Source organism: Cryobacterium sp. TMT4-10, from assembly GCF_004403275.1.
Lineage (GTDB): Bacteria > Actinomycetota > Actinomycetes > Actinomycetales > Microbacteriaceae > Cryobacterium > Cryobacterium shii.
On record NZ_SOGU01000012.1, the window covers coordinates 18,839 to 44,829 of the forward strand.

The 25,991-nt window shown below is 63.7% G+C and carries 21 protein-coding genes, 1 tRNA gene and 1 pseudogene; 14 read left to right on the forward strand and 9 right to left on the reverse strand.

Annotated elements, in window-relative coordinates; all coding sequences use genetic code 11:
• The first annotated feature begins 203 nt into the window (after positions 1–203).
• Genes E3T42_RS17505 through E3T42_RS00765 form a run of 4 tightly spaced genes read left to right on the forward strand, consistent with a single transcriptional unit; the run spans position 204 to position 4,207 of the window.
• Complete coding sequence (locus E3T42_RS17505; RefSeq protein WP_370261369.1) at positions 204–1,136, forward strand: hypothetical protein; 933 nt, start codon at positions 204–206, stop codon at positions 1,134–1,136.
• An 18-nt stretch (positions 1,137–1,154) separates the two neighbouring features.
• A complete protein-coding gene (locus E3T42_RS17510) occupies positions 1,155–1,988 on the forward strand; it encodes a glycosyltransferase family 2 protein (RefSeq protein WP_370261371.1) in 834 nt (277 codons plus the stop codon).
• A gap of 39 nt (positions 1,989–2,027) precedes the next feature.
• The gene (locus tag E3T42_RS17515; protein ID WP_370261373.1) at positions 2,028–2,513 is read left to right on the forward strand and encodes a hypothetical protein; all 486 of its coding nucleotides are present in this window, start codon (positions 2,028–2,030) and stop codon (positions 2,511–2,513) included.
• The gene (locus tag E3T42_RS00765; protein ID WP_134402282.1) at positions 2,510–4,207 is read left to right on the forward strand and encodes a chitinase; all 1,698 of its coding nucleotides are present in this window, start codon (positions 2,510–2,512) and stop codon (positions 4,205–4,207) included. Before E3T42_RS17515 ends, E3T42_RS00765 begins: the two co-directional genes overlap by 4 nt.
• On the opposite strand, the gene E3T42_RS16945 is transcribed toward E3T42_RS00765, so the two are convergent.
• Positions 4,204–4,581 carry a GNAT family N-acetyltransferase gene (locus E3T42_RS16945; protein ID WP_198415926.1) on the reverse strand — a complete coding sequence of 126 codons (378 nt, stop codon included), beginning with the start codon at positions 4,579–4,581 and terminating at the stop codon, positions 4,204–4,206. The two genes, E3T42_RS00765 and E3T42_RS16945, sit on opposite strands and share 4 nt — an antisense overlap.
• Positions 4,582–5,023: 442 nt before the next feature.
• Here E3T42_RS16945 and E3T42_RS00775 point away from each other — a divergent pair.
• A tRNA-Pro gene (locus E3T42_RS00775) sits at positions 5,024–5,100 on the forward strand.
• 243 nt (positions 5,101–5,343) lie between these two features.
• On the opposite strand, the gene E3T42_RS00780 is transcribed toward E3T42_RS00775, so the two are convergent.
• From E3T42_RS00780 to E3T42_RS00805, 6 genes are all read right to left on the reverse strand, one after another.
• Positions 5,344–7,269 (reverse strand): hypothetical protein, encoded by a 1,926-nt coding sequence (locus E3T42_RS00780; protein WP_134402283.1) that lies wholly within the window; start codon positions 7,267–7,269, stop codon positions 5,344–5,346.
• The gene (locus E3T42_RS00785) at positions 7,266–8,267 is read right to left on the reverse strand and encodes a tyrosine-type recombinase/integrase (protein WP_166805285.1); all 1,002 of its coding nucleotides are present in this window, start codon (positions 8,265–8,267) and stop codon (positions 7,266–7,268) included. Before E3T42_RS00785 ends, E3T42_RS00780 begins: the two co-directional genes overlap by 4 nt.
• 92 nt (positions 8,268–8,359) lie before the next feature.
• Positions 8,360–9,268, reverse strand: a complete 909-nt coding sequence (locus E3T42_RS00790) for a site-specific integrase (RefSeq protein ID WP_134402285.1) — start codon at positions 9,266–9,268, stop codon at positions 8,360–8,362.
• Positions 9,265–9,567 (reverse strand): hypothetical protein, encoded by a 303-nt coding sequence (locus E3T42_RS00795; protein WP_134402286.1) that lies wholly within the window; start codon positions 9,565–9,567, stop codon positions 9,265–9,267. The genes E3T42_RS00790 and E3T42_RS00795 overlap by 4 nt, the downstream gene beginning before the upstream one ends.
• A gap of 39 nt (positions 9,568–9,606) precedes the next feature.
• Positions 9,607–9,912: a hypothetical protein gene (locus E3T42_RS00800; RefSeq protein WP_134402287.1), complete on the reverse strand. Its 306-nt coding sequence runs from the start codon at positions 9,910–9,912 to the stop codon at positions 9,607–9,609.
• Positions 9,912–10,268 carry a hypothetical protein gene (locus E3T42_RS00805; RefSeq protein ID WP_134402288.1) on the reverse strand — a complete coding sequence of 119 codons (357 nt, stop codon included), beginning with the start codon at positions 10,266–10,268 and terminating at the stop codon, positions 9,912–9,914. The genes E3T42_RS00800 and E3T42_RS00805 overlap by 1 nt, the downstream gene beginning before the upstream one ends.
• A gap of 282 nt (positions 10,269–10,550) precedes the next feature.
• Here E3T42_RS00805 and E3T42_RS00810 point away from each other — a divergent pair, with 282 nt between their 5' ends.
• On the forward strand, positions 10,551–10,985 hold the full coding sequence (locus tag E3T42_RS00810; RefSeq protein WP_166805286.1) for a hypothetical protein: 435 nt from the start codon (positions 10,551–10,553) through the stop codon (positions 10,983–10,985).
• 216 nt (positions 10,986–11,201) lie between these two features.
• On the opposite strand, the gene E3T42_RS00815 is transcribed toward E3T42_RS00810, so the two are convergent.
• Positions 11,202–12,971 (reverse strand): hypothetical protein, encoded by a 1,770-nt coding sequence (locus E3T42_RS00815; RefSeq protein ID WP_134402290.1) that lies wholly within the window; start codon positions 12,969–12,971, stop codon positions 11,202–11,204.
• A gap of 304 nt (positions 12,972–13,275) precedes the next feature.
• Between E3T42_RS00815 and E3T42_RS00820 the strand changes: the two genes are divergently transcribed.
• The 4 genes and pseudogenes from E3T42_RS00820 (at position 13,276) to E3T42_RS17095 (ending at position 16,793) form a co-directional block, all read left to right on the forward strand.
• Positions 13,276–13,872: a hypothetical protein gene (locus E3T42_RS00820; protein ID WP_134402291.1), complete on the forward strand. Its 597-nt coding sequence runs from the start codon at positions 13,276–13,278 to the stop codon at positions 13,870–13,872.
• A 168-nt stretch (positions 13,873–14,040) separates the two neighbouring features.
• Positions 14,041–14,883 (forward strand): metallophosphoesterase, encoded by an 843-nt coding sequence (locus E3T42_RS00825; RefSeq protein ID WP_134402292.1) that lies wholly within the window; start codon positions 14,041–14,043, stop codon positions 14,881–14,883.
• A gap of 407 nt (positions 14,884–15,290) precedes the next feature.
• Positions 15,291–16,385: pseudogene (locus tag E3T42_RS17520) on the forward strand (zinc-ribbon domain-containing protein); the annotation flags it as partial.
• A 33-nt stretch (positions 16,386–16,418) separates the two neighbouring features.
• Positions 16,419–16,793, forward strand: a complete 375-nt coding sequence (locus E3T42_RS17095) for a DUF559 domain-containing protein (protein ID WP_241975740.1) — start codon at positions 16,419–16,421, stop codon at positions 16,791–16,793.
• Positions 16,794–17,061: 268 nt separating this feature from the next.
• On the opposite strand, the gene E3T42_RS00835 is transcribed toward E3T42_RS17095, so the two are convergent.
• On the reverse strand, positions 17,062–17,592 hold the full coding sequence (locus tag E3T42_RS00835) for a hypothetical protein (RefSeq protein WP_134402294.1): 531 nt from the start codon (positions 17,590–17,592) through the stop codon (positions 17,062–17,064).
• 380 nt (positions 17,593–17,972) lie between these two features.
• On the opposite strand from E3T42_RS00835, the gene E3T42_RS00840 reads away from it, so the two are divergent.
• The 4 genes from E3T42_RS00840 (at position 17,973) to E3T42_RS00855 (ending at position 25,950) form a co-directional block, all read left to right on the forward strand.
• Positions 17,973–22,640, forward strand: coding sequence for an ATP-binding protein (locus E3T42_RS00840; protein ID WP_134402295.1), 4,668 nt, complete (start codon positions 17,973–17,975; stop codon positions 22,638–22,640).
• 383 nt (positions 22,641–23,023) lie between these two features.
• The gene (locus tag E3T42_RS17525) at positions 23,024–23,758 is read left to right on the forward strand and encodes an FRG domain-containing protein (RefSeq protein ID WP_166805288.1); all 735 of its coding nucleotides are present in this window, start codon (positions 23,024–23,026) and stop codon (positions 23,756–23,758) included.
• Positions 23,704–24,039: a hypothetical protein gene (locus tag E3T42_RS00850; protein ID WP_166805284.1), complete on the forward strand. Its 336-nt coding sequence runs from the start codon at positions 23,704–23,706 to the stop codon at positions 24,037–24,039. The genes E3T42_RS17525 and E3T42_RS00850 overlap by 55 nt, the downstream gene beginning before the upstream one ends.
• A 651-nt stretch (positions 24,040–24,690) precedes the next feature.
• The gene (locus E3T42_RS00855; RefSeq protein ID WP_134366610.1) at positions 24,691–25,950 is read left to right on the forward strand and encodes an IS256 family transposase; all 1,260 of its coding nucleotides are present in this window, start codon (positions 24,691–24,693) and stop codon (positions 25,948–25,950) included.
• The last annotated feature ends 41 nt before the right edge of the window (positions 25,951–25,991 follow it).

Sequence of the window (25,991 nt, forward strand, 5' to 3'; positions counted from 1 at the left end):
CCGACATTTTTCGTATCGAGTTTTTTCACAGCTCGATTCACGACCCATCTGACATTCCCCCCGCACTAACGCCCCACGGCACCGGACCCGAAATCCGAGGTGCCCGATCTCTCGTGGCACGTCTGTGCCCACAGCCCCACAGGTTCGCCAGACCCTCCACTCGCACGAATCGTTCCAATCCTGCCCCTCGAGGATGCTTCTCCATGCTTACGAAGTCCCTAGCTTCGCCTGCCCGCAAACGGCAATTCGGTTCCGAACGCAGCACCACACCGCTCCCGATCGTGCACGACCGCCCCAGTGATTCGAAGATCACCTGGGGGCGCCTCGCCATCCTGGTCACCGTGCTGGCCTGGCTGACCTACCTCGTGTACACGATCATGCGCGAGTTTCTCAACAACGGCACCCAGAGCTTCCGCTTCACCACCGAGGCGATCTCCTATCTCGTCGTGGTCACATTCCTGACCTTCTCCGCGCTGATGTACCTGGTCGCCCGCCAGGGCGCCCTGCAGCGTTTCCGCGACCACGTGCGGGTTCCCCGCGCCGAGCTGGACAGCCACTTCGGCGCCCAGCAGCGGTCGATGACCGTGCTCGTGCCGTCCTACAGCGAGGAACCCGCCGTCGTGCGGGCCACACTCTGGTCGGCGGCGCTGCAGGAGTACCCCGCCCTGCGCGTCGTGCTGCTCCTGGGCGACCCGCCGCATCCGACCGACGCCGTCGTGGCCGAGCGCCTCGCCTACTCGCGGGGAATCGCCCAGCAGATCGAGGCCGCGCTGGCCGAACCGAGGGTGCGATTCAGCGACGAGCTGCTGATCTGCGAGCTCGAGCTGGCCGCTGACCCCGCGGTGTCCGTGGAGGCCGTGCGGGAGCTGGCCGGCCACTATTCCTGGGCGGCCGGCTGGCTCGACCGCATGAAGGCCGCCGAGAAGGTCACCGACCACGTCGACACCTTCTTCGTCGAGCAGGTGCTCGGCGGCCTGTCCGCCGAGCTGGCCCTCACCGCGACAGCCCTGAACGCGGCCGCCGACGAGAACACGGCGCCCACGAAAGAACGGATGCTGGAACTCCACCGCCGCCTGGTCTGGACCTTCTCCGCCGAGCTCGATACCTTCGAGCGCAAGCTCTACGCCTCGCTGTAGCACGAGGCGAACAAGGCCATGAACCTCAACGCCTACATTGGGCTGATGGGCGGTTTCTTCCGCCGCGAGGAGGGGCCGGACGGCACCATCCTCCGTCCCGTCGCCGACCGGGCCGACGCCGACTTCGTCGTGTCGGACTCCGACTACCTGCTCACCCTCGACGCCGACTCGCTGCTGCTGCGCGATTACTGCCTGCGCCTGGTCTACTTCCTCGAGCAGCCCGACAACGCCCGCGTGGCCGTGACCCAGACCCCGTACTCGTCGTTCCGCGGGGCGCCCACCCGCATCGAGCGGCTCGCAGGGGCGACCACCGACATCCAGCACATCCTGCACCAGGGCATGTCCCACTACGGCGCCACGTTCTGGGTGGGGGCGAACGCCGTCATCCGCAAGCGCGCCCTCGAGGACATCGTCGAGGTGGAGACCGTCGGCGGTTTCGAGGTGCGCCGTTACGTGCAGGACCGCACCGTGATCGAGGACACCGAGTCGAGCATCGACCTCGGCACCCACGGCTGGACCCTGGTGAACTACCCCGAACGCCTCAGCTACAGCGCCACCCCGCCCGACTTCGGTTCGCTGATCGTGCAGAGGCGGCGCTGGGCTAACGGCGGGCTGCTGATCCTGCCGAAGCTCTGGCAACAGCTGCGCGAGCGCCGCCGCCAGGGTCACCCGGTCAGCCTGACCGAGCTGTTCCTGCGGGTGAACTACATGACCTCGATCGCCTGGGCCAGCTTCGGCCTGGTGTTCCTGCTGGCCTACCCCTACGACAGCCGGCTGCTCAGCCCCGTCGTGGTGTTCGCCGCCCTGCCATATTTTCTCGCCATGGGCAGCGACCTGCGCTACTGCGGCTAGAAGGCCAGCGACATCTTCCGCATCTATGGCTTCAACCTGGTGCTGCTGCCGGTGAACCTGGCCGGGGTGCTGAAGTCCCTCGAGCAGGCGATCACGAGCAAGAAGATCCCCTTCGCCCGCACGCCCAAGGTGAAGAACCGCACCGCCGCGCCGCTCCTGTTCGTGCTGACGCCCTACCTGATCGTCGCGTTCTCCGGCCTGACCCTGTGGCGTGACGTGCTCGCCCAGAACTGGGGCAACGCGGCCTTCGCGGCGTTCAACCTGCTGCTGGCCGGTGCGGCGATCCTCGCGACCATCGGTCTCTGGAACTCCGTCGTCGACGTCTGGCTCGGCTGCACCCGCTGGCTCTACGTGGAACGTAAGCCCCGCGCCGCCTCGCCGGGTACCGCCGGCGGGCAGCCGGAACCGGCGCTGGACTGGCGCGCGGTGATCTATCACGGCTACGCGCCGGGTGCGGTGCCTGCGGGCGTGGACGGGGCATCCGTGCACCGGCATTCCCTGCAGAACGTGCGGGTCGCCTCATGAGTGAGGCGGTGCCGGTGCAGGCCGACGCGGTGCAGGCCGACCCGCCCCGGGCCTCGCGCCGGCTGTCCCCGGTGCGGGTCCTGCTCTCGATGCTGCTGGTGGGCGTGCTCAGCGTGGGCGGCTACCTCGGCGTGCAGATGTGGACCGCCGCCCGGGCATCCGAGGCGTACACGCCCTGGTTCGCCGGCTACACGGATGTCACGGCCACGCCCACCTTCAACTTCGAGACCTCGGCGTCGAATGCCGGCCGTGACGTGGTGCTGTCCTTCATCGTGGCGGCCACCGACGCGCCCTGCGTGCCGACCTGGGGCACCGCGTTCACCCTCGACGAGGCCTCGGAATCCCTCGACCTCGACCGCCGGCTGGCCCGCACCGAGAAGCTCGGCGGCCAGGTCGTGGTCTCGTTCGGCGGGCTGCGCAACGACGAACTCTCGACCGTGTGCACCGACCCGGGCAACCTGGTCGACGCCTACGCGGCCGTGGTCGACCGCTACCAGGTGACCACCATCGACCTCGACATCGAGGCCGAGAACCTCAGCGACACCGCCGCCGGCCTCCGCCGCGCCACCGCGATCAAGACCCTGCAGGAGCAGCGCCGCAAAGACGGCAAGGACCTCGCCGTCTGGCTCACCCTGCCGGTCGCGCCCGCCGGAATGACGGAGCAGGGCACGGATGCCGTCAGCCAGATGCTGAACGCCGGGGTGGACCTGGCCGGCGTCAACCTGATGACGATGGACTACGGCTCGAGCCGCGCCGAGGGCGACAGCATGGCCACCGCGTCGATCGCCGCCCTCAAGGCCGGCCACCGGCAGCTAGGCGCCCTGTACGCGCGAGCCGGCACCGACCTCACCGACGCCACCCTGTGGTCGAAGATCGGCGCCACCCCGATGATCGGCCAGAACGACGTGCCGAGCGAGGTCTTCAGCCTCAAGGACGCCACCAGGCTGAGCAGGTTCGCGCAGGAGAACAAAATCGGGCGCATGTCGATGTGGTCGCTGAACCGCGACCAGACCTGCGGCTCGAACTACGCCGACCTCAAACGGGTGTCCGACTCCTGCAGCGGCGTCAGCCAGGGCGAGACCCGCTTCGCCGATCTGCTCGCCAAGGGGTTCACGGGGCGGCCGGAGGCATCCGCGTCGACCACGACCACAGACGAGACCGACAAGATCGGTGACCTCACCGACGACCCGGAGACCAGCCCGTACCCGATCTGGGCCGCGGAGGCCTCCTACCTGTCCGAAACCAAGATCGTCTGGCACCGCAACGTGTACCAGGCCAAGTGGTGGACGCGCGGCGACCTGCCCGACAACCCCGTTCTGAACGCGTGGGAGACGCCGTGGACGTTGATCGGCCCGGTGCTGCCGGGGGAGAAGCCGATCCAGGCGCCCTCCCTGCCGGCCGGCACCTACCCGAGCTGGGACGGCGCCGCCACCTACCAGAAGGGCGACCGGATCCTGCTGGGTGGAGCGCCCTTCGAGGCCAAGTGGTGGAACCAGGCCGAAAGCCCCGAGGCGGCCTTCTCGAACCCCGACGGTTCCCCGTGGACCCCGCTCAGCGCAGCCGAGGTGGCCGCCCTCCTGGCGACCCCGCCGCCGGCGCCGGTCGTGCCTGCGCCGCTCGCTCCTGCACCCGTCGTTCCTGCACCCGCGGCGACGACGAATGCTCCGACGCCCGCGCCGACACCGGCCGGCTAGGTCTTCGGTTGACTCGAGGCGGCCGCTCGGCCCTGCAGCACCAGTTCCATCACCGAGCGGTCCTCCGTCGGCCGTGACACCACCGCGAATCCGGCTGCCGTGAACAGCGTCTGCGTGCCGTGATACAGCTCCGCCGACGGCGCCCCCGGCCGCCGGGTGACGTCCACCGGGTACCCCTCGATCACCCGGGCGCCCTGGCTGCGAGCCTGCTCGACAGCCGCGCGGAGCAGTGCGGCCGCGACCCCGCGGCGCCGATACCCCACCCGCACCACGAAGAACGTCACCGCCCACACGGATGCGTCGTCCGCTTCGTGCCTGCTGCCCTGAACGACCACCTTCGTGGCGAAGCCGCGGGTACGCGGTCTTCGGCTCAACAGCGCACCATCCCACCGCTTCTTCGTCGAGATACGCCACCACGCCGGGCCCGGGGGAGCTCGCCCGCACCTGTTCCCGCAGCATCCCGGCGCACGCGTCGGTTGTGACCTCCGCCCATGCCTTGCCCTGCAGCTTGAAGTACTGGCACCAGCACCCCGCCGGGTCTCCGCGGGTGCCTAACACTCGCTCCAGGTCCACCCACGGCACGGATGCGACGGATTCGATCCTGAACTGGGCGTCAGCAGTCATGGGGTCACGCTACGCCCACGGCTGCGGATTCGCCGCGCAGCCCCCGCGTGACGCTGGCGCCGCACGTTCAGGCCACCCGTCTGCAGATCCCGTGCTCAAACGACGGATGGTGTCCGCGAGCACTCCGCGGACGCGGTAAGCTATTCGAGTTGTCTCCTGTTGATTCCACTCGTTGAAATCGCGCAGGAGCGGCGGGCTGTGGCGCAGCTTGGTAGCGCACTTGACTGGGGGTCAAGGGGTCGCAGGTTCAAATCCTGTCAGCCCGACCAATGGGCCGTTCGCGAAACTCTTCACGAAACGGTCCGGTCGAAACAAAAAGAAATCGCTCCTGAGGCTTCTCAGGAGCGATTTCTGGTTTAAGGGGTTCTCGCGTCCGTTTCTGGTCGCGATTCTTGAGTTGTGTGCGGGATCTCGGCTGTTCAGGTTGTCTTCGGGCGTTTTTACGCGCGTCGGATTGTCTCGAATGCTGGGTGTTTGCCCTCTCGGGCAGTATCGGTTCCTGAGTCGGACGGTTAGGTCCTTAGCGGTGGTCCGCCGGTCTCATCCGATGCAGGGTGTTTGGCCTTGTCCGGCCGCATCACGCCGGCCGGGTAGGTGTCGGTGTAGGGGTTGTGGAATTCGCGGTCCCGTCGGCGAATCGTACGGACAGCGGGTTCCCCGTGGACGTGCTTCTTGGCTTCGTCTTTGATTTTGTCGCTGAGGAAGGCCGCGATTTTGCGGAGGTTGAAGTTCGTCAACAGGATGGTGACGATGATCTGGGCGGCGCCGAAGCCGCGGACGCGGCGGCGGCTGGCGGATTCGATGTCTTCAGTTCCGCCGCTCTTGATCTGGTGATTCAGCGACTCGATGGAGTTGCGGGCATGGGTGTGGAACTTGTCCCATTCCGGGGTGCCGTATTCGAAGGCCTGCGCCGTGCGAGTGAACTTTGCAGTGTCGAACGACACGGAGTGCTGAGAACAGATCTTGTCAGCGAAGTCGGGCACGTCATCTCCGTCGACTGCGGGGCGGGCCTTGTCCGTCACGGTCTTGAGTAGTTCTCGTAGGGGACAGGTCACGGTCGGGCTGGGGCCCAGGGCGGGGCAGCGCAGCACGACGCGGCCTTTGGCATCGGGCTTCTCTTTGACGTGGAGCTGGAATGCGGTGCGGCTCTTGATTCGCTCCCGGTACGTTGCCGTGTCGATGATGTTGCCCAGGAGCTCCTTGGTCGCGTCTTGCAGCGGCTTGGGTGTGGCGGGGCAATAGGTGCCGCCTTCGATGAAGAGGGCGCCGTGGTCGCCGCCCTGGTGGCCCAGGCGGTCGATACGGTAGTCCGTCGACGGCGTGAAACCTGCACGGAGCGCATCGTCGTGAAGCCGTTCCGGGGTCGAGTTCGCCCAGTACTGTTTGTCGGCATCTCCGACTCCGGGTTCCAAACCGAGGGCTTTGGTTGCCCGCATTAGGGAAACCGCTTCCTCGGCGACGCGGACGTTCGGAAGGCTCATGGTAGCGGCGACGGCCAGGCCGGGGAATCTGTGGTCTCCGGGAGCTTCTGAATCGACACGAACGGCGATGTTGATTTCCCAACCCCACCGGTAATTTGCGGTTCCGCCCTTCTTGTCGGGAGTGGTGAGGTCGACTTGTCCTGTGCCCGCATCGGTACGTTCGCCGGTAGTGACGTGCCAGCCGGCAAAAGCGTCAACAGGTCCTGGTTTGAGCGTCCTCTTTTCTTCGACTTCGGCCTCTTGTTTCACGCGATTGGCGAGGCTTTTGCGCGAGTATCCCTTCGTCGTCGGGGTGCCGACATACGTCTGGTCAAAGGAAATATCGACCTTCTTGGAGGCGCGACGGATGTCGCGTGACTGCTCGTTGAAGGTCATGACGAGGAATAGCTGTGTGAATTCGTCCAGGCGAGCTTTGCGTTTGTCGGCCAGTACCGCGTCGTGAGCGCGGAGAATTTCCTGAATTTGGGTGTACGTCTTCGAGTGTCGGCGTTCTTGAGGGAAGGGGTCCATCAGATCGTTGATGCGGTGAAAGGCCCGGCTGGTGTTGGCGTACCAGCGGTTCTTCTCAGCGATATGGCCGACAAAGCCTGCTGAAGGGGCCTCCAGCCCGAGAAGTTCTCGGGAGGCGTCGCTGAGGCGGAACATCAACAGGTCGCGCACGCATGTCAGGTGCATCGCCGTTCCCTCCTTAGCCAGCAGCAGCATCCCGGTCAGAATGGCGCGTTCCGAGATGAGGGACGGGCGACCGCCGATACTGAACGCAGCGGCATCTTCGTCCCTCCATGCCTGCAGTCTCTCGAGGACACCGGTCTTTCGAACCCGGCTCTCCATGAGTTTCACGGTGTCGTCGTCAATGAGCTGGTGGATCCGACCGCGGCCCATGACTTCCGCTTGCGTCATTCCGCCGAGATCAGGCTCGTATCCGCTGAACCCGTGGTCGATGTCGCCGGCGCTCATCGGGCGACCTCTTCGCCGATGATGAGGCCGACGTAGTCAGCGACGTTGAGTGGGCGGGCGTGCACGAGGTGGTCGTGGAGGCTGGTGCTCGTGCTGAAACCGGCAATGGCCATGAGTATTGGCAGGGGGAGACCATTGTCGATTTGGGTGACGACCCAGGTTGAGCGAAGCCGTGACACCGTGGGGCGCACCCGGCTGGGGTGATTGGTCAGGAAGGTTTGGATGGCGCGGGGCCGGTACTCCTCGAATCGGTAGGCGCGGAAGATGTACTCGTCGGCATCTGTGCGCCCGGCGAGGCTGCGCATCAGGGTGCGGTTCCACGGGGTCCTTACAGGAACCCGGCGCGCATGCCTGCCGGGGATGTTCACAAAGACTCGGCCGTCGACCACGTCGACGTCACCGATGCGCATGTCGATGATCTCGTCTGGGCGCAGTCCAGCGCCGCCGGCGAGGCCGAGGAGAGCCTGGGCGTTTTGTCGTTTCAACGCTGTGGTGAGGCTTGCCGCCCAGCTGTGTATGGACGCGACCTCGGCGCTGGTGAACGGGCGGCGACTGGGATTGCGATGGAGTGAGGGGAGACCTGTGACGTCGGTGTCGGCCAGGGTTTCGGCGATTGTTCCGAGTTGACGAACGATTCCCCACCTGTGGGCTTTGGAATGCTTGGGGAGACGTTCCTGCAGATACCGGTAGATGTGGTCCTGCGTGTACACGCGCTCGACGGTGAGTGTGGTGCCCGTTGAGGTCCATACCCAGGCGTTGAACCGGGCCGACATTGTCATCAGCCGCCGCACGGTCTCGAAGGTGCGGGGTTTCATCCGGATGGCGTTCACGATCGTGAACTCACGCACCGCATCCCATTGCACATTCGAGAGTTGTGGCCGGTAGCGGATGATGACGTGCCACACGTGGTCGGGGAGTTCTGGGTCCAGGGCGCGGAGGTGGGCGTAGGCCTGGGAGTCGGCGAGGAATTTGTCGTTGAGTCGGTTTTTTGTAGTCACCCAGAGTGTGTGTGCGGCGGATTTTCGGGGCCAGCAGCGGATTTCTCTGAATCGCACCATTCTTGATCACCGCAGCGCAGCCAAAGGCCTGATCAGAGCTTTTTAGTGAGTGATTCGGGAAAAGGTGGGATTACCCCCGTTCTGGGGGTGAAAATGGCTAGTTTGTCGAGGGCCGCCAGGTTTTTCAGCCCTGAGATCCGCAGTAGTTCCTGGGGTGGCGTGCCGCTCAGAAGATGGTCGAGCAGCCAGGTGGCGCGCATACGACTGGGGCGAACGTCCAGGTCTGTGCGGGCGCGCAGGAGAAAGTCCGTCACCTGTCCGGAGGTCGCGCTGAGTCGACCTGGGCGGAAAAGCCAATCCTCGGGCTGGAGGTCATCGAGGATTCGCCGGAGGGGTCGTTCCCAGTCGGGCCGGAGTGGGACGACCCTGGGCCGCCCCTCCCACACGATCACCTGGATGCGGCCGGTTCTGGTGTCGAGGTCCCGGACACGAACACCGAGGAGCTCGCGCGAGGCCAGGCCGGCCCCAAGGCCGAGGGCGAGCAGAGCGATGGCGTCTCGCCGCCGATGTTCGGTTCCCTGCGATGTGGCCCAGCTGTAGAGCGCCGCGACTTCTGAGGTCGAATAGGGTTTCGTGGGTGTCGACCGGGAGATCGGCCGGCGACTGCGGTTCATGTCGGCGGGGTTCAGGTTTTCGATCATCAGCCAGAGCGTTGCCCGGTGAGTGGCTCTGCTGCCTTTGGTGTATCTCGTCATTGCCAGATGGATGAATTCTTCGACGGTGGCCCGGCGGAAAATGCGTTTCCGTTCAAGTGGCGTGCCGCGGCTCTGCCAACACCACAAGACGAACGCGACGGCAGCGGGGTAGAGCGAGCGCTCCTCGCGACCCGTTGCTGCTGCGGTTTCGGTCACGGCGGAGGTGATGAACTCGCCAATGACGTCCCAGTAGGGCAGCGCGTTGATGGGCCGGTAGTCGTAGGGCGGCTTCTGGTAGTCGGTCATCGCCGGATCAACGTCTTCGGCACGGAATCAATGCGGACAACGGGGGTGGATTCGCGGGTCGTCAACCACACGCCCGGCACATTCAAGTTGATCAGCAACACCATGGGCCGACCGATGTGACACTGGACAACCTCGAGTAAATCGATGTCGTCGCCGTCCTGGCGCAGGCGAAGGGGCGAATGAACCCCGGGACTGGTCACACGTCGAAGTAGCCGTCGGTCGAGGTCGAGCCAGTAGCGAGTGGCGGAGGCCGTCGTTATGACGTAACAGCCGGTTGCGTGATCCGTCAAAGTATCCACGCTGTGCTCCTTCCGGGCCCGACTAGCCCATTTCGCCGATCACTCCGCGGGTGCGGGTGTGGGTGCGATGCTCTGGATCGTGGTGGACAGCTGCCAGTAGTTCTCGACGAAGGCCGACTCGTCATCCTCGGGATTCATCAACCAGTAGCCCCGTGCGCCGACCCCGCAGCGCACGATCTCACGGAGCGGCCGCGTCCGATCGTTCACGGTTCGACTGGCACCTTCGCCGGGGATTCGGGTGACCGTCATCGCGTCCAGATCTAATCGATACGTGGAACTCAGCGTCGTCACAATCCAGCGGCCGCCCTCGGCACCGGTCAGCTCTTCCGTGCGCTCGCTGGCCATCACTCGGGGCGATCTGCCGGCTGAGCGGGCACAGCTTCAATGCGCACGACGGTGCTGGAACGTTGCCAGTAGTACTCAACGGTCTCAATGTCGGGGCCTTCGGGGTTTAGGAGCCAGTAGCCGAGCTTTCCAACCCTGCACTCCACGATCTCCCTCAGCGGGCGAGTGGGCCCATTATCCGTGGGGGTGGACGAGGGATCGGGGAACCGAAACCTGTCGATGGTCATGGCGTCCAGGTCGATCCGATAGGTCGAGTCCTCCGTCGTGATGAGCCAGCATCCGCCTTCGATACCCCACAGGAAATCCGGTCCACTCGCCCCGCAGTCGCCTGCAGCGCCTTCAGCCATGTCAACCATGCCGCACCCCGTTTCTCTCGGACCGGGTGTCCACCTGTCGGACCACTTCAGCCTGATGAAGTTCAACGCTACGAAAGTTGAGGGTTTCAATCAGCCGACTCAGCGACAAACCCGGCCAGCCCCGTGGTGGAAGGCATGGCGCCGGATCTGTTCAGCGGCTTCAGCATTAGGCTGCGGGGGCAAACAGCGACGCGGAGGTGGATCATGGCCGGATCAGAGCGTCCCGGGGAACAGGACGCCTCGGGGGTTCCCGAGCCCGGTGGGTGGCGGCTCCGACGGGCTATGGCGGCGAGTCCCGATGTGGTTTCGCCGCAGCTCGCGCGCAGTTTGCAGGCGACCGAGAACATGTGGCGCAGTATCGCGACAGAGTTTGGGTTGCTGACCAGCGGGCGGGTCGCCGAGCTCCTGGGTGCCAGGCCGTCAAACCGGAAGCTGGCGGCGCGGCGGCGCGCTGCGCATCAGATCGCCGGTGTCGTCCGGCGGAATGCTGTCCTGTATCCGGGTTACCAATTCGATCGGGCCCGCGGAAAGATCATCCCGGTGATGGCGCAGCTCATCGAACTGGCGGCGGCAAACGGCTGGTCCGAAGAGAATTTGTTGCTATGGCTGTGCTGTCCGACGACGGCATTTGACGCGGAGGACCGTCCCGTCGATCATCTCGAGCAACCGGATGCAGTGTTGCGTGCGGCCAAGAATCAGTTCGAGGCCCGGTGGTGACTGTTGGGCTGACAGTCCAGACCCTGGGCTGTCACCGGTCCCAAACAGGAAGTCGCTCCTGAGATTCCACAGGAGCGACTTCTTGGATTCGACTCCAAAGCGCAGCACCGTCCTCGCGTGCACAACACGTTCACCCGGGGCAGATGCGGCGAACGTGTTGGCCCACCCGCGGCGGTCTTCGCGCGGAACGTTCGTGGTCGTTCTGCCCGCCGTCTTCTAAGCCTGATCGCGAATGTTGGCGCGTGTGAAGGCGGTGATTGTGCGCAGGTTGTAGTTGGTGAGCAAGATCGTCACGAAGACTTGGTCAGCAGCGAACCCGCGCACGCTTCGGCGGGAGGCGTCGTCCAGGCTCTCAAGAGCGGGGCTCTTGACGCCGGCGTTCAGGCTTTCAGCGGAGTTCCGTGAGTGAGTATGAAATTCCTCCCACTCCGGGCTCCCATACGTGAAGGCCTGACGCTCACGCAGACCGTCCTGTTTGCCAAAGGTCACAGAATGCTGGATGCAGATCTTGTCGGGATATTCCGCGAGGTCGTCCTCGGCGACGCGAGGACTGGCCGAGCTGACGTCGCTCGCGGACCTTTCGCGTAGGGGGCAGGTGACGGTCGGTTTGGACCCGACGGCGGGGCACATCATGCGGACCCGGCCCTGGTCATCGGGCTTGCCCTTGGGACGAAGCTCGAAGCGAACGCGTGCCTGAATGCGACGTTGATATGTCTCTGCGTCGATGGCGCCGTTGACGTGATCCCTGGACGCGTTTTGGAGTGTCGTGGGCATGCTGGGGCAGTAGACCTTGCCTTCGATGAAGGTTGCTCCGTACTGGCCGCCTTGTACGCCGAGTCGCTCGACGCGGTAATCGGTCGACCGTGTGAACCCGAGGTTGAACGTGGGCTCATGGAGACGTTCGACAGGAGAGCTGGCGAAGTAGGCTTTGTCGGCATCAAGGATGCCGGGTGCGCGGCCGGTGCTGAGTGCCGAACGCATCAGCGAAACGGCTTCTTCGGCCACCCCGATGTTGGGCATGCTGAGGGTCGCACTGATCGCCAGCTTGGGGAATTGGGATTCCCCGGGGTGTTCCGAGTCGACGCGCACGGCGATATTGGCCATCCAGCCCCAGCGGGAGTCGCTCCTGCCGTTGTGAGCCGTGCCCAACCACCATCCGGCGAACACGTCGACAGGTGCTGGCTGACGGAGCAGAGGATCGGTGCCAATTTCATCCGCAACCTTCTGTGCCAGGGTCTTACTTGAGAAGCCGCGGGTGGTGGGCGACGCGATGAACGTCTGGTCGACGGCGAGGTCGATGCGACTGGTAGCAAGACGGATGTGCTGCGGCTGCTGCATGAATGTCATGTGCAGGAACGCCGCCGTGAACTCGTCCAACCGGATCTTCATCTTCTTCTCGCGGTCGGCGTCGTGCGCATCCAGAACGGCCTGGACCTCCGTGTAGGTGGACGAAGTATTCCGTTCCTGAGGGAAGGGATCCATCAGGCCGAGCATGCGGTGGAAGGCATGGTGAGTGCGGGCCAACCAGCGCTTCTCCTCGCGAGCGTGACCTGCGAAACCAGGTGCCGGCTCGGAGAGGTGCAGAAGCGTGCGGGATTCGGGGGTCAGTCGGTTCTGTATAACCAGTGCTAGGGAACTGATCTGGAGCGGACCGTGTTCGCTGGCGAGCAGGAGAAGCCCAACCAGGATGGCGTGGTCAGAAATGAGGGCGGGCCGTGCGCTGGCACCGGTGAAGTGAGCATCTTCGCTTCGCCACGCATCCAGCTTGTCAAGGATTCCGGTCTGGAGAACCCGGGAGTGGGCCAGAGCCACCTGCTGCGAAGTGAAGACATGGTCTGTGCGGCCACCGGAGTTGACTTCGGATGCGCTCATGCCGCCGAAATCGGTGGTGTCCGGTGTGGTGGAGTCAGCAGTCATGGTTGCCCGCAGCGTGGCGAGGCTGTTGGTGTCGGAGTTGAGGTTGTCGGTGAATCGGTTGTTTGTCATAAAACATATGTGTGCGGCGGATTTCGGGCCCTGAGAAGAATTCGGCCATATTCGTCATCGTCCAACCCCCTGCCTGAAGGTAATGCCTGATCAATTGCAGAAAAAGAATTTCAAAAGAAATTCTGAGATTGTCGGATCCGTCGATATTGGAACGCCTCGCACCACAACCGTAGGAAGAATTCGCGGATCAATCCGCCGATTCATAGACGAAGTTCCGTGAGTCCGCGAATGACCACGCATCTTCGGGCTTCCCCGCGCATGACCTCGTCGAGGCCGCCACCCCGGTGGCCACGACGGGCTACCGATGAACGGCACGAATCCCCAAGAGAACCTGTACGCCAAAGCCGAGGCGCTCTGGCTGAAAGATCCAGATCCGGACCCACGCTCGGCCTGCTACGCGGAAGCCGACAAGAACAGTGCACACCGCAACGCTTCCCGACCGACCGCAGCCAAACGCCCAGCCAACTGGGTCTCTGCCCTCTATGGCTACGAAGACTACTGGCGTGAAAACGGGCGAACCCCGCGCGAACGGACCCGAAACCTTGCCACCCTCCCCGCGGAAGAACGGCGCCGGGGCGAGTGGGCCCGATACCAGCGCCGCTTCGAAGACAAACTCTGCCGATACCAGCTCCTTCGGCTCGACCTCTCACCGGCATTCGAGTGGGATCCCCACGACCACGCCTGGCAGGAAAACTTCGATGACTGCGTCCAACACGTCGACCTAACAGGGAAATTGCCGTACCTCAACGGTGTAGACAAGGTGGAGTTCGCGCTGGCCCGATGGCTGGGCCGGCAGCTCCGACAGTTGCAGGTGGGGACACAGTCCGAGAGCCGGGCCGCGCAGCTCGCTGTGCTCATGGCCCTGCAGAACACTGGATCTGGACTCCGCCACTTCCGCTGAGAACGGGATACCCGAAAGACCGACTCGTCGACAACGGATGCCCGGCGTGCACCCCAAAGGGAACACCGCACCGTAATTTGGTGACATGGCTGTTCACGAACCGCAGTCCCGATGCGGGTGTCTCGCGCTCGGTGATCGCCGAGCGCGGGACAAGACGGCGAGGCCGCAGTGATCACTGCGGCCGGGCCGGGCGCACTGTCGGCCGCCAGTCGCATCGGATTCCTCGGCGACACCCACGGCGACATGCAACACGTGCTGACCGTGGCACGAACGATGTCAGCCCGAGGGATCGAACATCTGGTGGTCCTGGGCGATTTCGGGTTTCTGTGGCCGGGGCGCAACTGGGGTATCGATATTGACAAGCTGAGCCGGCGACTCAAGATGACGGCCCAGACCCTCGCGTTCGTTGACGGCAATCACGAGGACTTCGACCTCCTCTACAAGTTCCCGGTCGCCGATGACGGGCTGCGCTGGATTCGACCGAACATCGTCCACATCCCGCGTGGTTACAGGACCGTACTTGCCAGCGGCGCCACCCTTGCTGCCCTCGGCGGCGCCAACTCGGTCGACATCGGCCATCGTGTCTTGGGGCGCTCCGTCTGGGCTGAGGAATCAATCACGGAGGCAGACCTGACCGCGCTCGGGCATGGCCATGCCGACGTGCTGATCGGCCATGATGCACCGCTGCACCTCCCGACCCTGGACGCGTGGCTGGCGGCAACGGACCACGGGTGGCCCCCAGCCGGCCTCAAGTACTCCGCCGAAGGACGAGCCATGTTTCACCGCGGCTGCCTGCAGGTGCAGCCCCGGCTCTACCTGGGCGGTCATTACCACCGGCACATCGATGAACTGGTCACGTATATGACCGGCGACGCCGAATTCCAGACCCGCGTCGTGATCCTGGACGAAGGCGGCTCCGCATCCGCTACCAGCCAGGCCATCCTCGACCTGGAGACCCTCGAACTGGAATACATCGCCCGCGACGGTGTCAGCCGGAGGAACGGGCGGTGAATGCGGACAACTTTCAGTCCACTAACCGATGCCTTGGCGTAGCCGAAGCTGCCATTTGAGACAGAACAGCGGGCTATGTCGGCCGAGGCGACGAGAATGGATCGAGTAAGGGCGGGGGGATAGTGACTGAACAGACATGCTCCGCGGTGGACTGCGATCGTCCTGCCAAGTTCAAGACGCGGACGAAGTCAACGTGGTGCGACGAACACTTAACTGCGATCCTCGCTGCGGGCGGGTTGCGTCCGCTCGGGCCATTTACGGCGCCGAAGGACTTCCGGCTATGCGAGTGCACGGTGTGCGGGGTCAAGGCCCACTACCGGTTGGAGTACACGCTCGAGAAGAATCGTCTCGGAGAGCCCACCTGCCGAGCCTGTTACTGGCGCGCTTGGGCGGGGGAATCGCGCAGGATGTTGCGCATCAACCTCCCAAAGCCGGAGGCAGTTTCAATCGAGGACGCGCGACAATCGTCCGAGGCGCACAACTACACGTACCTTGGTGCACTCACCGCCCCGTCGCTCCCCAGCGACCCGCACTATGTGCAGTGCAACCAATGCGGTCGTCTCTCCGCAGAGCGGCTCTCAGACATCGCGTGGGGCTGCTCGTGCCGCGTCAACCCGCGACGCAGTCGGCAGACCACTCGCAGCGCTGACCCGCAGGCTGATCTTGTCAAAGGCTCGAACTACGCTGTCGAACACTGGTGGGACCACGACGCAAACCCCGAAGCTGAGTGGAACACGGTCACCGTTCGCTCGACTCGACAAGCCAGCTTCGTGTGCCCAGGTTGCCAGCACCGGTTCAAGTCACGGGTTCGCGACATGGTCGCGGGGCCCGAGTGCCCAGCCTGTGGACCGGCTGAGGCCGAGCGCACGGCCAAACTGCGCGCCGCTGAACGGGCGCGACTCGCCGTTACTCCGGTCGACGCATTCCCGCTGCTTCTCGCTGAATGGGACGACCCCGCCGACCCCCACTCGGTCTTAATCGGCGCGGACTGGGAGCAGCGACGATTCACGTGCGCGAACGGCCACCACCCGAGGATGAGGGCAGAGACGTATCTCCGTCGCGGAGGTTGCCCGTACTGCCAAAAATTCGATGAGGTCCCCGACCCTGCGTTCGACGATTCCCGGTCCATCAGAGTCACGGCCCCTGAGATGTTCTCCCAGTGGCACCCGACCCGAAACGATGGCATCGACCCGGCGAAGGTCGGGGAAGACTCGAAACGGCTGATTTGGTGGCGGGATCTGAACTGCGGGGCCGAATGGGCCGAAAGGCCTGCCGACCGAAATCGCCGCTACCGACTCCGCTGCCCCGAATGCCAGACAATCCTGGACTCGCTCGGATGGGTTTGTCCCGGTCTCGCCGCGGAGTGGTCTCCAGAGAACCCCGAGACGGCCTGGCACGTGCGTCCGTCCGGGCAGTCAGATTACGTGCCGACATGGATATGCACGAATAATTCCACCCATGTGTGGCAGGCGACCCTCGTGTCGCGGAACGCGGGTTCTGGCTGTCCAGACTGTCGGGAAGCTGGGAAATCCCGAGTGGAACTCGATCATTGCGCTGCCGCAAAAGCAGTCTGGAGCGACGTGCGCAGCGGTGAGACGATCCGCGACGAGCGCTTCACCACGAATCGCCAGTGGACCGTCGACATCGCCGTGACTCTCGCAGACGGTAGCCGCCTAGCAATCGAATACGACGGTTCCTACTGGCACGCGGACAGGCAAGACGTGGACACGAAGAAGAGCCTAGACCTGCTTGCAGCCGGCTGGCGGGTCGTGCGGCTACGCGAGCAGCCGCTTTCAGGTCTGTCTATCAGTGCAGCGGGCTACGCCGAGATGGTGGTCTACTCGACGGCGATCGACCCTGAAGGCATGCTCGAACGCGTCCGCCGTTGGGTCGAGTTAAGTCGCTCGTGACTGGCCGTCGTCGCCCTTGATCGACCGAACCGCAAATACCGGCCGCTGGAGAAGATTCGGAGCGCGTGCCCCACGAGATGGATGAGCTGGCAAGGATAGACCCGCCACATTGCCCCTCGTGCTTGGAAACCTGCACACCGGGGCACCCCGTTGGGCTGGAAAATGCATACTCGCGGAAAGTCCGAGTGGTCGAGGTCGAGGTCGAGCGCGGGATCAGCATGGGCGGCAATCTAATGACGAGCTGCAGGACTCCCCGACTCCGGACGATTCAGTGTCGGCACTCCTGGACTGCGCTGTGAACGCTATCCAAAATGGAACTGGGCGTTACGCCCGTTCGGGCTGATGCATCGTGCAGCGATGTGTTCACGATGAGGGCGACCGAGTAGGCAGGGTCAGTGCAACTTGCCTCGCACTCGATCGCCGTTGGCTGGTCCATAGCGATATGTGCCACAGACGCAATCAGGACGCGGATCAGAGTGTTTTGCTGTGCGTCGTGTTCGCCGTCGTGATCACACATGGATGCTGTCAAAGCGCCCTCGTCGACTCGCGCTTGAACGGATTCGAAGAACCCCCCTACCGTTGTGATGAGTCCGTCGGCAGCGTACTGCCCGATGGCTGCTGCGACGAAGCATCCACCAAATACGAGGTCAACAGATTGCTTCGCGGACGTGATCGCTGGTGCGCCACCAGAGATCAGACTGCGCACCCAATCAACAAAAATGAGTGCGTATTGAGCGCGTTCCTCCGAATCTCGATCGGAGAGGGCGGTGGGGTTAGTGCGTGCTGGTGGCATGTTCATCCTCTTAAGGCTCGCATGAATTTCTTGCTCGCTATCCCTTCGTGCGTTGGGACATTTCAAGGAATCAAAGGCCAATGGCGATACGGAGACGACGCCGAAGTAGCACCGTTGTGGTTATGCCGTTGGCGCGATGGCGTTCACGACGATCCGCCGCACATGCGGTGGCGGGGTCAATAGAGTGGGAAAGAGGACCGGTGAATCGAAGATGATGTCGACCCCTGCCTGAGTGAGCTAGGTTCGGACTACAGGGACTACGTGAACGAGATTGACGACTCCGTCTCCGCTCGGCGGCCTGTACCAGTGCCGGACGGACGATTCCGGTCTGACGTTGACGGGGACCGAAAGTGCCGAGCTCGTTTGAACTGCGCAACATCCGTACTGTGGGCGGAACCCAGGCCCGCGGGTTCGAGAACCTCTGCTTTCAACTTGCCGATCGGGCGCCCGGGGGCTGGCAGACGACAAAAACCGGCGACCCCGACGGTGGCGTCGAGTGGTACCACACGTCGCCCGGCGGCGACGTCCTTGGCTTCCAATGCAAGTTCGTCTGGGATATCGCCGACCTAATCGCCGCGGCGAAGTCCAGCTTCGACACCGTGGCCGGCAACCTTGCTGCGCGCAACGTCAGCACGCTCACGTTCTACGCGCCATTCGACCTGCCGGATGCAGCGGATAGGAACGCCAGCGGCAAGTTGGTGAAAAGCGCACGGGCGAAATGGAACGACGCCGTGAACAAATGGCGCAAGGGACTGCCCGACGGTGCCCGCATAGAGGTGCGGCTTGAAACTGCAGGCTGGATCCTCGACAGAATCCTGGAACCCGGCAACGAAGGCCGCCTGAAGTACTTCTTTGACCGGGAACATTTGGGGCGCGAGTGGTTCGAGACGAAGCTCACCCACACTGTGGAACTCGCTGACGAGCGCTATACGCCGGCCTCGAACGTGAACCTCGTCATTGGCCGTGACATCGAAGCCCTGCGCTTCGCCCCGCGCTTCGCCCAGACCATGACTGCGACGAAAGTCGCAGCCCACGAGGCTGTGACAAAGATGTTGGCGTTGGTCAACGATGGCAGGACCCGAGCGGCATACGGGCCCGGGATCGCCGATGTCCTCGACGCGCTCGACACGCTCCGGTCCGACGGCACGGTGCGGGCGAGGCTGTTGGCACCCTTCGCCCCGTCGGACATCACAGACATCGAACGGCTTGCCCGCGTCAGCCAGGTGCTCGGCGATGCGATCCCACGTATCACCGAGCACTCGGAACCGCGCGAGCGCGAGCACGGGGGAGCGACGGTGTCAAACCGGTCGAACCTTCTCCTGGATAGTGTCCGCAACGCCGAGAAGGCAGTCTCGCTCCTGCTCCGACTCAATCGCTCCACGGCTGCGGCCGCCGCCCACAGCGGCAGCCTCCTGATTACCGGAGAGGCCGGTCAGGGCAAGACACATTTGCTCGTGGACTCCAGCCGGCGGGCCATGGCGGACGGCGGCCTCGCGATCTGCATCCTCGGCGAAGTCCTTGACGCGAGCCGCGACATCCTCACCCAGATCGCCGAGCGTCTGGGCCTGGGTTCGATGGCGCACCACACGTTCCTCGAAGCGCTTTCCGCCGCTGCGCAGACCACGTCGAGCCGCCTCCTGATTTCGATTGACGCGTTGAACGAGTCTGCATCGTTCGACCGGTGGCCCTCCGAGTTCGTGGGTCTCGTGTCCGCCCTTGCCGAATACCCGGACCTCGCGCTCGTCGTCTCCTGCCGAACGGATTTCACAACGCTCGTTCTTCCGCCTCCGCCGAAACGCCAGGCGTTGGGCGTCGTGGAGCGGAGGCACCCGGGTTTCCTCGGGCGCGAACTGGAAGCTCTGGAGGCATACTTCAAGTCGGTGCCGAACGCTTGGCCGAAGGCGCCGCTCTTGCAGCCGGACTTCAGCAACCCGTTGTTCGTGAAGCTGTATGCCGGCGGTTTCGCCGAGGTGGGTCAGCAGCCTGCGGCGTACGACAAGCATCGGTCGGCGGTTTTCGACCGGTTCGTGGAGTCGCGTGTGGAGCGGATCAACAAGGCCCTCCGACTGGACCCGGGTCAGCACCGTGTCGAAGAAGCCCTGCGAGCTTTCGAAGCCCGTCTATCCGGCACCGGGAACTCCAAACTCGGCTATGTCGAGGCAAGCGACCTGTTCACTTCCTTCGTGCCTGAGCGGACGGAATGGCCGGATACTCTGTTCAAGAAATTGATGTCTGAAGGTGTAATCGGCGAAGCGGTGCTGTTCGTCGACCACCAACAGCGGTCGGCAGTCCAGTTCGCCTACCAGGCGCTCGGCGATTACCGGATCGCTTCCGCAGCGCTCGCACTGCATGGTGCTGAGATCGACGCGGTCCGCGACGGCGAGGTGCTGCTGGGCGTGGCTAGCGGCCTGCGCGCGTGGTACGCGGGGGCGGCCCAGAACCTCCGACTGGCGCTCGTCGTCCTCTACCCGGAGGCCACCGGCCATGAGCTCCTCGACGGTCTTTTCGTGGATGCTTCCGCGACGTACGACGAGTGCCTCGCTGCCCAATCGTGGGCCGGACACGAGGATCTCCGGGATCTGCTGGCTATGACGGTCGAAACGATCCCACATCGACGCCCCTCGAGCGTGACCGCCCGAACCGCGGATCTCGCCAACCTCGGCCAAAGTCGCCAATCGCAACCGAACCTCTGGGACAGCGCCGTCGCCGTCACGGCCGAACCCGGGCACCTCCTCAACGCCGACCGCCTGCACACCAAACTCCTCAATCTCGGCAGGGTGCAGCGGGACGAATTTTGGATCGCATGCACTTGGCACGTCCTCGCCGACGACACCTCCCCGCTGCTCCGCCTCATCAGGTGGGCGGAACAGACGGAAACGCCGCCGTGGCTGAAGCCCGGTTGGTCGGGGACCACACGGAACGGCGGTGCAGACACGGAGGTGGTCCGACTCGCAGCGACGACCCTCGTTTGGCTGCTCACCTCGAGCAATCGTTTCGTCCGCGATCGGACCACGAAGGCCCTCGTCCAGCTGCTTTTGGGACACGGTTCGGTGCTCGTGGGGTTGCTGCAGCGATTCGTCCTCGACGACGTGCGGAAAATCGACGACGCATACGTAACGCAACGGCTCATCACGGTCGCCTACGGATGGGCGATGCGCGTGGGGAGAGCCGACCTGGTCACGATGCGGACGGTGGCCGACTTCATGCGGGACCACGTTCTCGGCAGCGGCTCCACAGTGAACCGCCAGTACCCGGACGTACTTGCCCGCGACGCGGCACAAGGGATCGTCGATCTCGCTTCTGATTTGCTTCCGGACTTCGAGTCCAGTATTCAGCCGCCGTACTCGGCGACGCGTCCGCAGAACCCGCCGACTAAGGAGGCTCTGGAGCAACGCTTCGATCGAGATAGCAAGGAACGGTCACGATCATGGGCCAGCATCTTCTACTCGATCTTCTCCCACGGGGACTTCGGAATCTATGAGATCGAGTCGGCCGTCCGCCACATTAGACGCTCAAGCCGTGCCTCTACAGTGCCGGTCGTGGATAATCAGGTCGACCACGTTCGCGAGGGAATCGAGAGCCCGGCGGCCTCCGACGGCACGGGTGCCGACGCCTTACGGAATGCCGAAAGGCTGCAGTACCAGGAAATTATTGCAGCCCTCTACGGGGGGTCGGCTGGGCTGCAGCTCGGGGGCTCGTCCCCCCTCGAACCCGCACCGCAGACGGTCTCCGGTGAGTGGGCGCGGCGCTGGGTCTTCCAGGAAGTGGTCAGGCTCGGCTGGACCCCGGAGCGGTTCGTGGAGCTCGAATCGCGTCTCATCCGCGAGTGGGACGGCAGGCAAGGACACAAGGCTGAGCGCATCGGCAAGAAGTACCAGTGGATGGCGTTGTTCCGCCTAGTCGCGAAACTACTCGATAACCACAGGTACAGCGAGGGCAACGGCGCGACCTCCGACGACTACGCTGGCGCCTGGCAACTCGGCATGCGAGACATCGATCCGAGCCTTCCCCCTGCTTACTTTGAGCCGCCGAGTTACTACGAATCGGATGACGGTGAATGGGCGACCTTGGGACTGCCGGCCCGGGCCAACGGCTCGACGTTCACTGATGCTCCAGCGACCGTGTGGGATATCAAACCCCGCTCGCTCCCTGAACTCGCGGGTGCCGACGCGTGGGTTCTGTCCGACATCGACTTGCCGTCCCTGGATGAACGGCTCATTCGCCAGTCCCCGGACGGCCGTAGATGGGTCGTGCTGTCCGAACAGGTGACCCACTCGGGTCCGTCGACCACGAACTCCTGGGATGACGGCCGGGCAGAGGAATGGACGCACATCTACGGTTGGCTGGTCAAAGCAGGAAACACCGCGACGTTGGTGAAGGCACTGGAAGCCCAGACGCTGATGGGCCGGTGGATGCCGGAAGGAGGGGACCGCACTTCCAGCTACCTCGGGGAACACGGATGGTCGCCGTCGTGGCGCAACGTCGACGCCGAAGACACAGGAGAGCCCGCCGCGCGATTCGGGCCGGAGATCGCGGAGCCGATCGGCCACAGGGCGCCCGACGACAACTCCGGGATCGACGACGTTCTCGTTCTGCCCGCCTCCGTCGGATACCTTTGGGAGGCCAGCACCGCCGACTGCTCGATCGAGGAAACGGTCAGCGTCACCATCCCGTCGGCGGCACTGCTCGACACAAAGACCGTGCACCGCCACCCCGACACCGCAGACTGGTACGACGGCCGGCAGCACATAGCGGCGAACGTCAGGTTTGATGTGGGCACGACGCGTGGTTCAGTGCTCGTCGTCGACGAGGTTTGGCTCGTGTCCAGGCTCGCCGACGAAGGATGGGTGCTTGTTACAGGAATGCTCGGAGAACGCCGGGTTTTAGCCCCGGCAAACAAGGTGTGGAAGCAGTTCGACCACATCGCGCATCTGGATGCCGACGGCTGGAAATACGGTGCTCTGAGGCCGAAGCAGGTGTATGCCTACGGCGCGGTCAAGGCCGAGGGTGGCAACGATGATACGTACCTTGCCACGGCCGCTGCAACCGAGTGACCGAGTGACCGAGTGACCGAAATGGGCCGATAGGTCGTTGGCATTCGGATTTGGTCGGGCCGTGAGGGGATCCGGCTGTACGGCGGCGGCGTGGCCCACGCGCCGGACGGGCGCGCAGAGTCAGCAGCGCGAATATCTTGGGCAACGGACAGCTGGATGACGACCTGGAAGCGCCCCAAGGGTCTGACGCCAGTTGCCCCCCGTCATGAGTGCTCGTTTCCTTCAACTCCTGCACGCACCGGCAACGCAGCTTAACAGCAGCCCACTCTTTATCCCTGTTCAGCGGCATGTTTCAGCAACGGGCCAGTAGGGTGGAGATTGCATTCGGCCGGACAAGGCCGAATTGGCCTTATCGAGTCAGCTTCGTGGGGAAGGTGCAAAGCATGGGGAAAAGTAACCAGCCCGCTTCGTGGCGACATTCCAGAGAATTTGAATCTCCGAGTTCCTATTTTTCTGAGTCGGACGTTTCCGTCGGCTCTTTTGACGAACTAACTCGGACCGTGGATCGAATTCAGGCTAATCACCGGGGCAAGCTTCTGTGGCGTGGTCAAGAGAACTCTGCTTGGGGGCTCCATAGTTCCCTATTCAGGACCCTGGCCGAGCGCCAGGGGACGAATCTCATTCGCGAAACTCCAACGGAGTCCATGTACACAGACCTGCAGAGATTTCCAGATGAGGACGCGATGGTTCAAGCGGAGGCCAGGACGTTGGACATCGCCCGCAGGGAGTGGCGCTTCGATTCGCAAAGGTCGCTCGAGATTCTGGCGCGAATACACCACCATGGCGGTCCGACCCGATTGATCGATTTCAGTTTCAACCCATATATCGCGGCCTGGTTTGCAACGGCAGAGGTTGCAAATGACGGCGTGGAGGGGCGGCTTTTCGCCCTTGCGACGCATGGGCCGAACCGAGCTGCCGCAGAACCTCAGATACTACTTGACGAAGTGTGGGGTGGGAACAATCTCCCTTGGCACGCCTGGAATTCAAAGGAACTTCGAAATGTAAATAATTGGGGCAATGGGTCGCTTCGGCGGTTTTGGGTCCCCCGGCCTATGACAGCCGAATGCTCGCTCAGAATGCCGTGTTCGTCATCGATGGCGTTCCCATTAGCGGTATGACAATCCAATCAAGTTTCAGGAAAAAGAACACGGGCAGGAAGAACGACAATTGGCGGATGGCTGATCTCCTTGCAGCCGGATCCATCTACATGAAGCTAGTTAAGCCCGACGAAGAAAATGCCAGCACTACCCGGAACATGGCCTCGACATTCACCATCACGATTACGAGCAAGGGCAAGCTTGATATTCGAGACCGTCTTCACAACCTCTTCGGCTACGCGGACTCCTCGATCTATCCTGATATTGAGGGGCTCTGTCGCCACTTGTCTGCGCATTTGTGAGTCTCAGACGTGGACTTCTGAGTCTGGAGCATGGCCGGAGCTAGGTCTTGATCGTGGCCGTCCCGATCGTATTGTTTTTCCGGAGCTAGTCGAGGGAGAACGCCGCCGCCATCCTCTTTCGCGGCGATGTCGGACGCGGACCGGGTAGACCCCGTCTCCCGTCATGGTTAGTTGAATCAGCGTCGATGCGATGGCAGGAACTGAAGCGACTTCCGGCATGATGGCCTAATAGCTGGGGGACTGGGGGACTGGGGGACTGGGGGACTGGGGGGCTTCGGCAGACCGCGGGTCGAGGGTAGGGGTATGGCCACGAATGTCATCGCCGCAGACGTTCAGGGCTTCGAGCACAAGGGATTGCTCTGGCGTCCAAAGCCAGCCAGTGAACATCTAGTATCAGCGCTGCTCGACCGGTGCCGGAGCGACCTCAGGGCCACGCGCGTCGATGTAGCCGTATTGGTTCCATGCGTGCTCAAGGATCGGGTTCGTGGGGTGCCGGCGAAGGTCTCTCATGACGGACGAAAGCGCCCAGGTTGCGTCCCCTCGAGTGGTGTAGTTCCCGGGTTTCGATCGTTGGATTAACAACGTAGGAAACCACCGTGCGATGGTCAGTGAGAACCGTTCAAAGTTCCTCACAGAAAGACACATCACACGATGGCTCTAGACCAGTCTGCCCTGCTCGCGCTCCTCTCGGAACTCAAGCTCACCAGCGTCACCGATCGAATCCGAATGGTGACCGAAACGCTCTACCAAGAACTCATCAACGCCGAGGCCACCGCCCACATTGGCGCCGACCGGTTCGAACGCTCCGATGAGCGCACCACCCAGCGCAACGGGACCCGCCCCCGCGTCCTCACGACGACAGCCGGGGACCTTAACCTGAAGATCCCCAAGCTGCGCCAGGGGTCGTTCTTCCCCGCCCTCCTCGAGCGGCGCCGTCGGGTGGATCAGGCCCTGTTTGCCATCGTTATGGAGGCTTACCTCCACGGCGTGTCAACCCGGAAGGTCGATGACCTGGTCAAGGCCCTCGGCGCGGATACCGGCATCTCCAAGTCGGAAGTGTCCCGGATTTGCGCGGATCTGGACGGGGAAGTCGCCACCTTCCGCGACCGTGACCTCGGCGAGACCGGCTACCCCTACGTGTTCCTCGACGCGACGTATTGCAAGGCCCGCGTCAACCACCGCGTCATCTCCCAAGCCATGGTCGTGGCTATCGGTGTTGCCGCCGACGGTCGCCGCGAGGTCCTCGGCTTCGATGTCGGCGACAGCGAAAACGAGGTCTTCTGGACCGAGTTCCTGCGCTCGTTGAAAGCCCGCGGCCTGGACGGTGTCAAGCTCGTCATCTCCGACGCCCACACCGGCCTGAAGAAAGCCATCAGCACCGTCTTCCAGGGCGCGGCCTGGCAACGCTGCCGGGTGCATTTCATGAGAAATGTGCTTTCGATCGTCCCGCGGGCCAGCCAGGACATGGTCGCCGCCGTCATCCGCACCATCTTCGCCCAACCCGACGCGAAGCACGTCCAGGCCCAGTTCGACGAGGTCGCCCGGATGCTCGAGCGCACCCACCCCAAGGTTGCCAAGATGCTCCACGACGCGCGCGCCGACATCCTCGCGTTCTGCGGATTCCCGCCCAAACACTGGCGGCAGATCTGGTCGACGAACCCGATCGAACGTCTCAACAAAGAGATCAAACGCCGCACCGATGTCGTGGGCGTGTTCCCCAACCCCGCGGCCCTCCTCCGCCTCGCAGGAGCCGTCCTCGTCGAGCAACACGACGAATGGGAAGCCGGCGCCCGCCGCTACCTCTCCGAAGACTCCATGCGGCAGCTGGAAGCCTTCAACACCGCCCTCACCACCCCCGACGCCGGCACGCTGACGGGGGTGATTCCCATTCCCGAGCTCATTGCTGCATAATCAAATCAACTGACCCGCACGGTGTCGAGAAACTCCACCAC

Bases quoted from the DNA above. Each gene is read 5' to 3' on its own strand.
- E3T42_RS17505 (WP_370261369.1), top strand. From the start codon at position 204: ATGCTTACGAAGTCCCTAGCTTCGCCTGCCCGCAAACGGCAATTCGGT.
- E3T42_RS17510 (WP_370261371.1), top strand. From the start codon at position 1,155: ATGAACCTCAACGCCTACATTGGGCTGATGGGCGGTTTCTTCCGCCGC.
- E3T42_RS00765 (WP_134402282.1), top strand. From the start codon at position 2,510: ATGAGTGAGGCGGTGCCGGTGCAGGCCGACGCGGTGCAGGCCGACCCG.
- E3T42_RS00780 (WP_134402283.1), bottom strand. From the start codon at position 7,269: ATGAGCGCCGGCGACATCGACCACGGGTTCAGCGGATACGAGCCTGAT.
- E3T42_RS00790 (WP_134402285.1), bottom strand. From the start codon at position 9,268: ATGACCGACTACCAGAAGCCGCCCTACGACTACCGGCCCATCAACGCG.
- E3T42_RS00800 (WP_134402287.1), bottom strand. From the start codon at position 9,912: ATGGCCAGCGAGCGCACGGAAGAGCTGACCGGTGCCGAGGGCGGCCGC.
- E3T42_RS00805 (WP_134402288.1), bottom strand. From the start codon at position 10,268: ATGGTTGACATGGCTGAAGGCGCTGCAGGCGACTGCGGGGCGAGTGGA.
- E3T42_RS00810 (WP_166805286.1), top strand. From the start codon at position 10,551: ATGGCGGCGAGTCCCGATGTGGTTTCGCCGCAGCTCGCGCGCAGTTTG.
- E3T42_RS00815 (WP_134402290.1), bottom strand. From the start codon at position 12,971: ATGACAAACAACCGATTCACCGACAACCTCAACTCCGACACCAACAGC.
- E3T42_RS00820 (WP_134402291.1), top strand. From the start codon at position 13,276: ATGAACGGCACGAATCCCCAAGAGAACCTGTACGCCAAAGCCGAGGCG.
- E3T42_RS00835 (WP_134402294.1), bottom strand. From the start codon at position 17,592: ATGAACATGCCACCAGCACGCACTAACCCCACCGCCCTCTCCGATCGA.
- E3T42_RS17525 (WP_166805288.1), top strand. From the start codon at position 23,024: ATGGGGAAAAGTAACCAGCCCGCTTCGTGGCGACATTCCAGAGAATTT.
- E3T42_RS00850 (WP_166805284.1), top strand. From the start codon at position 23,704: ATGCTCGCTCAGAATGCCGTGTTCGTCATCGATGGCGTTCCCATTAGC.
- E3T42_RS00855 (WP_134366610.1), top strand. From the start codon at position 24,691: ATGGCTCTAGACCAGTCTGCCCTGCTCGCGCTCCTCTCGGAACTCAAG.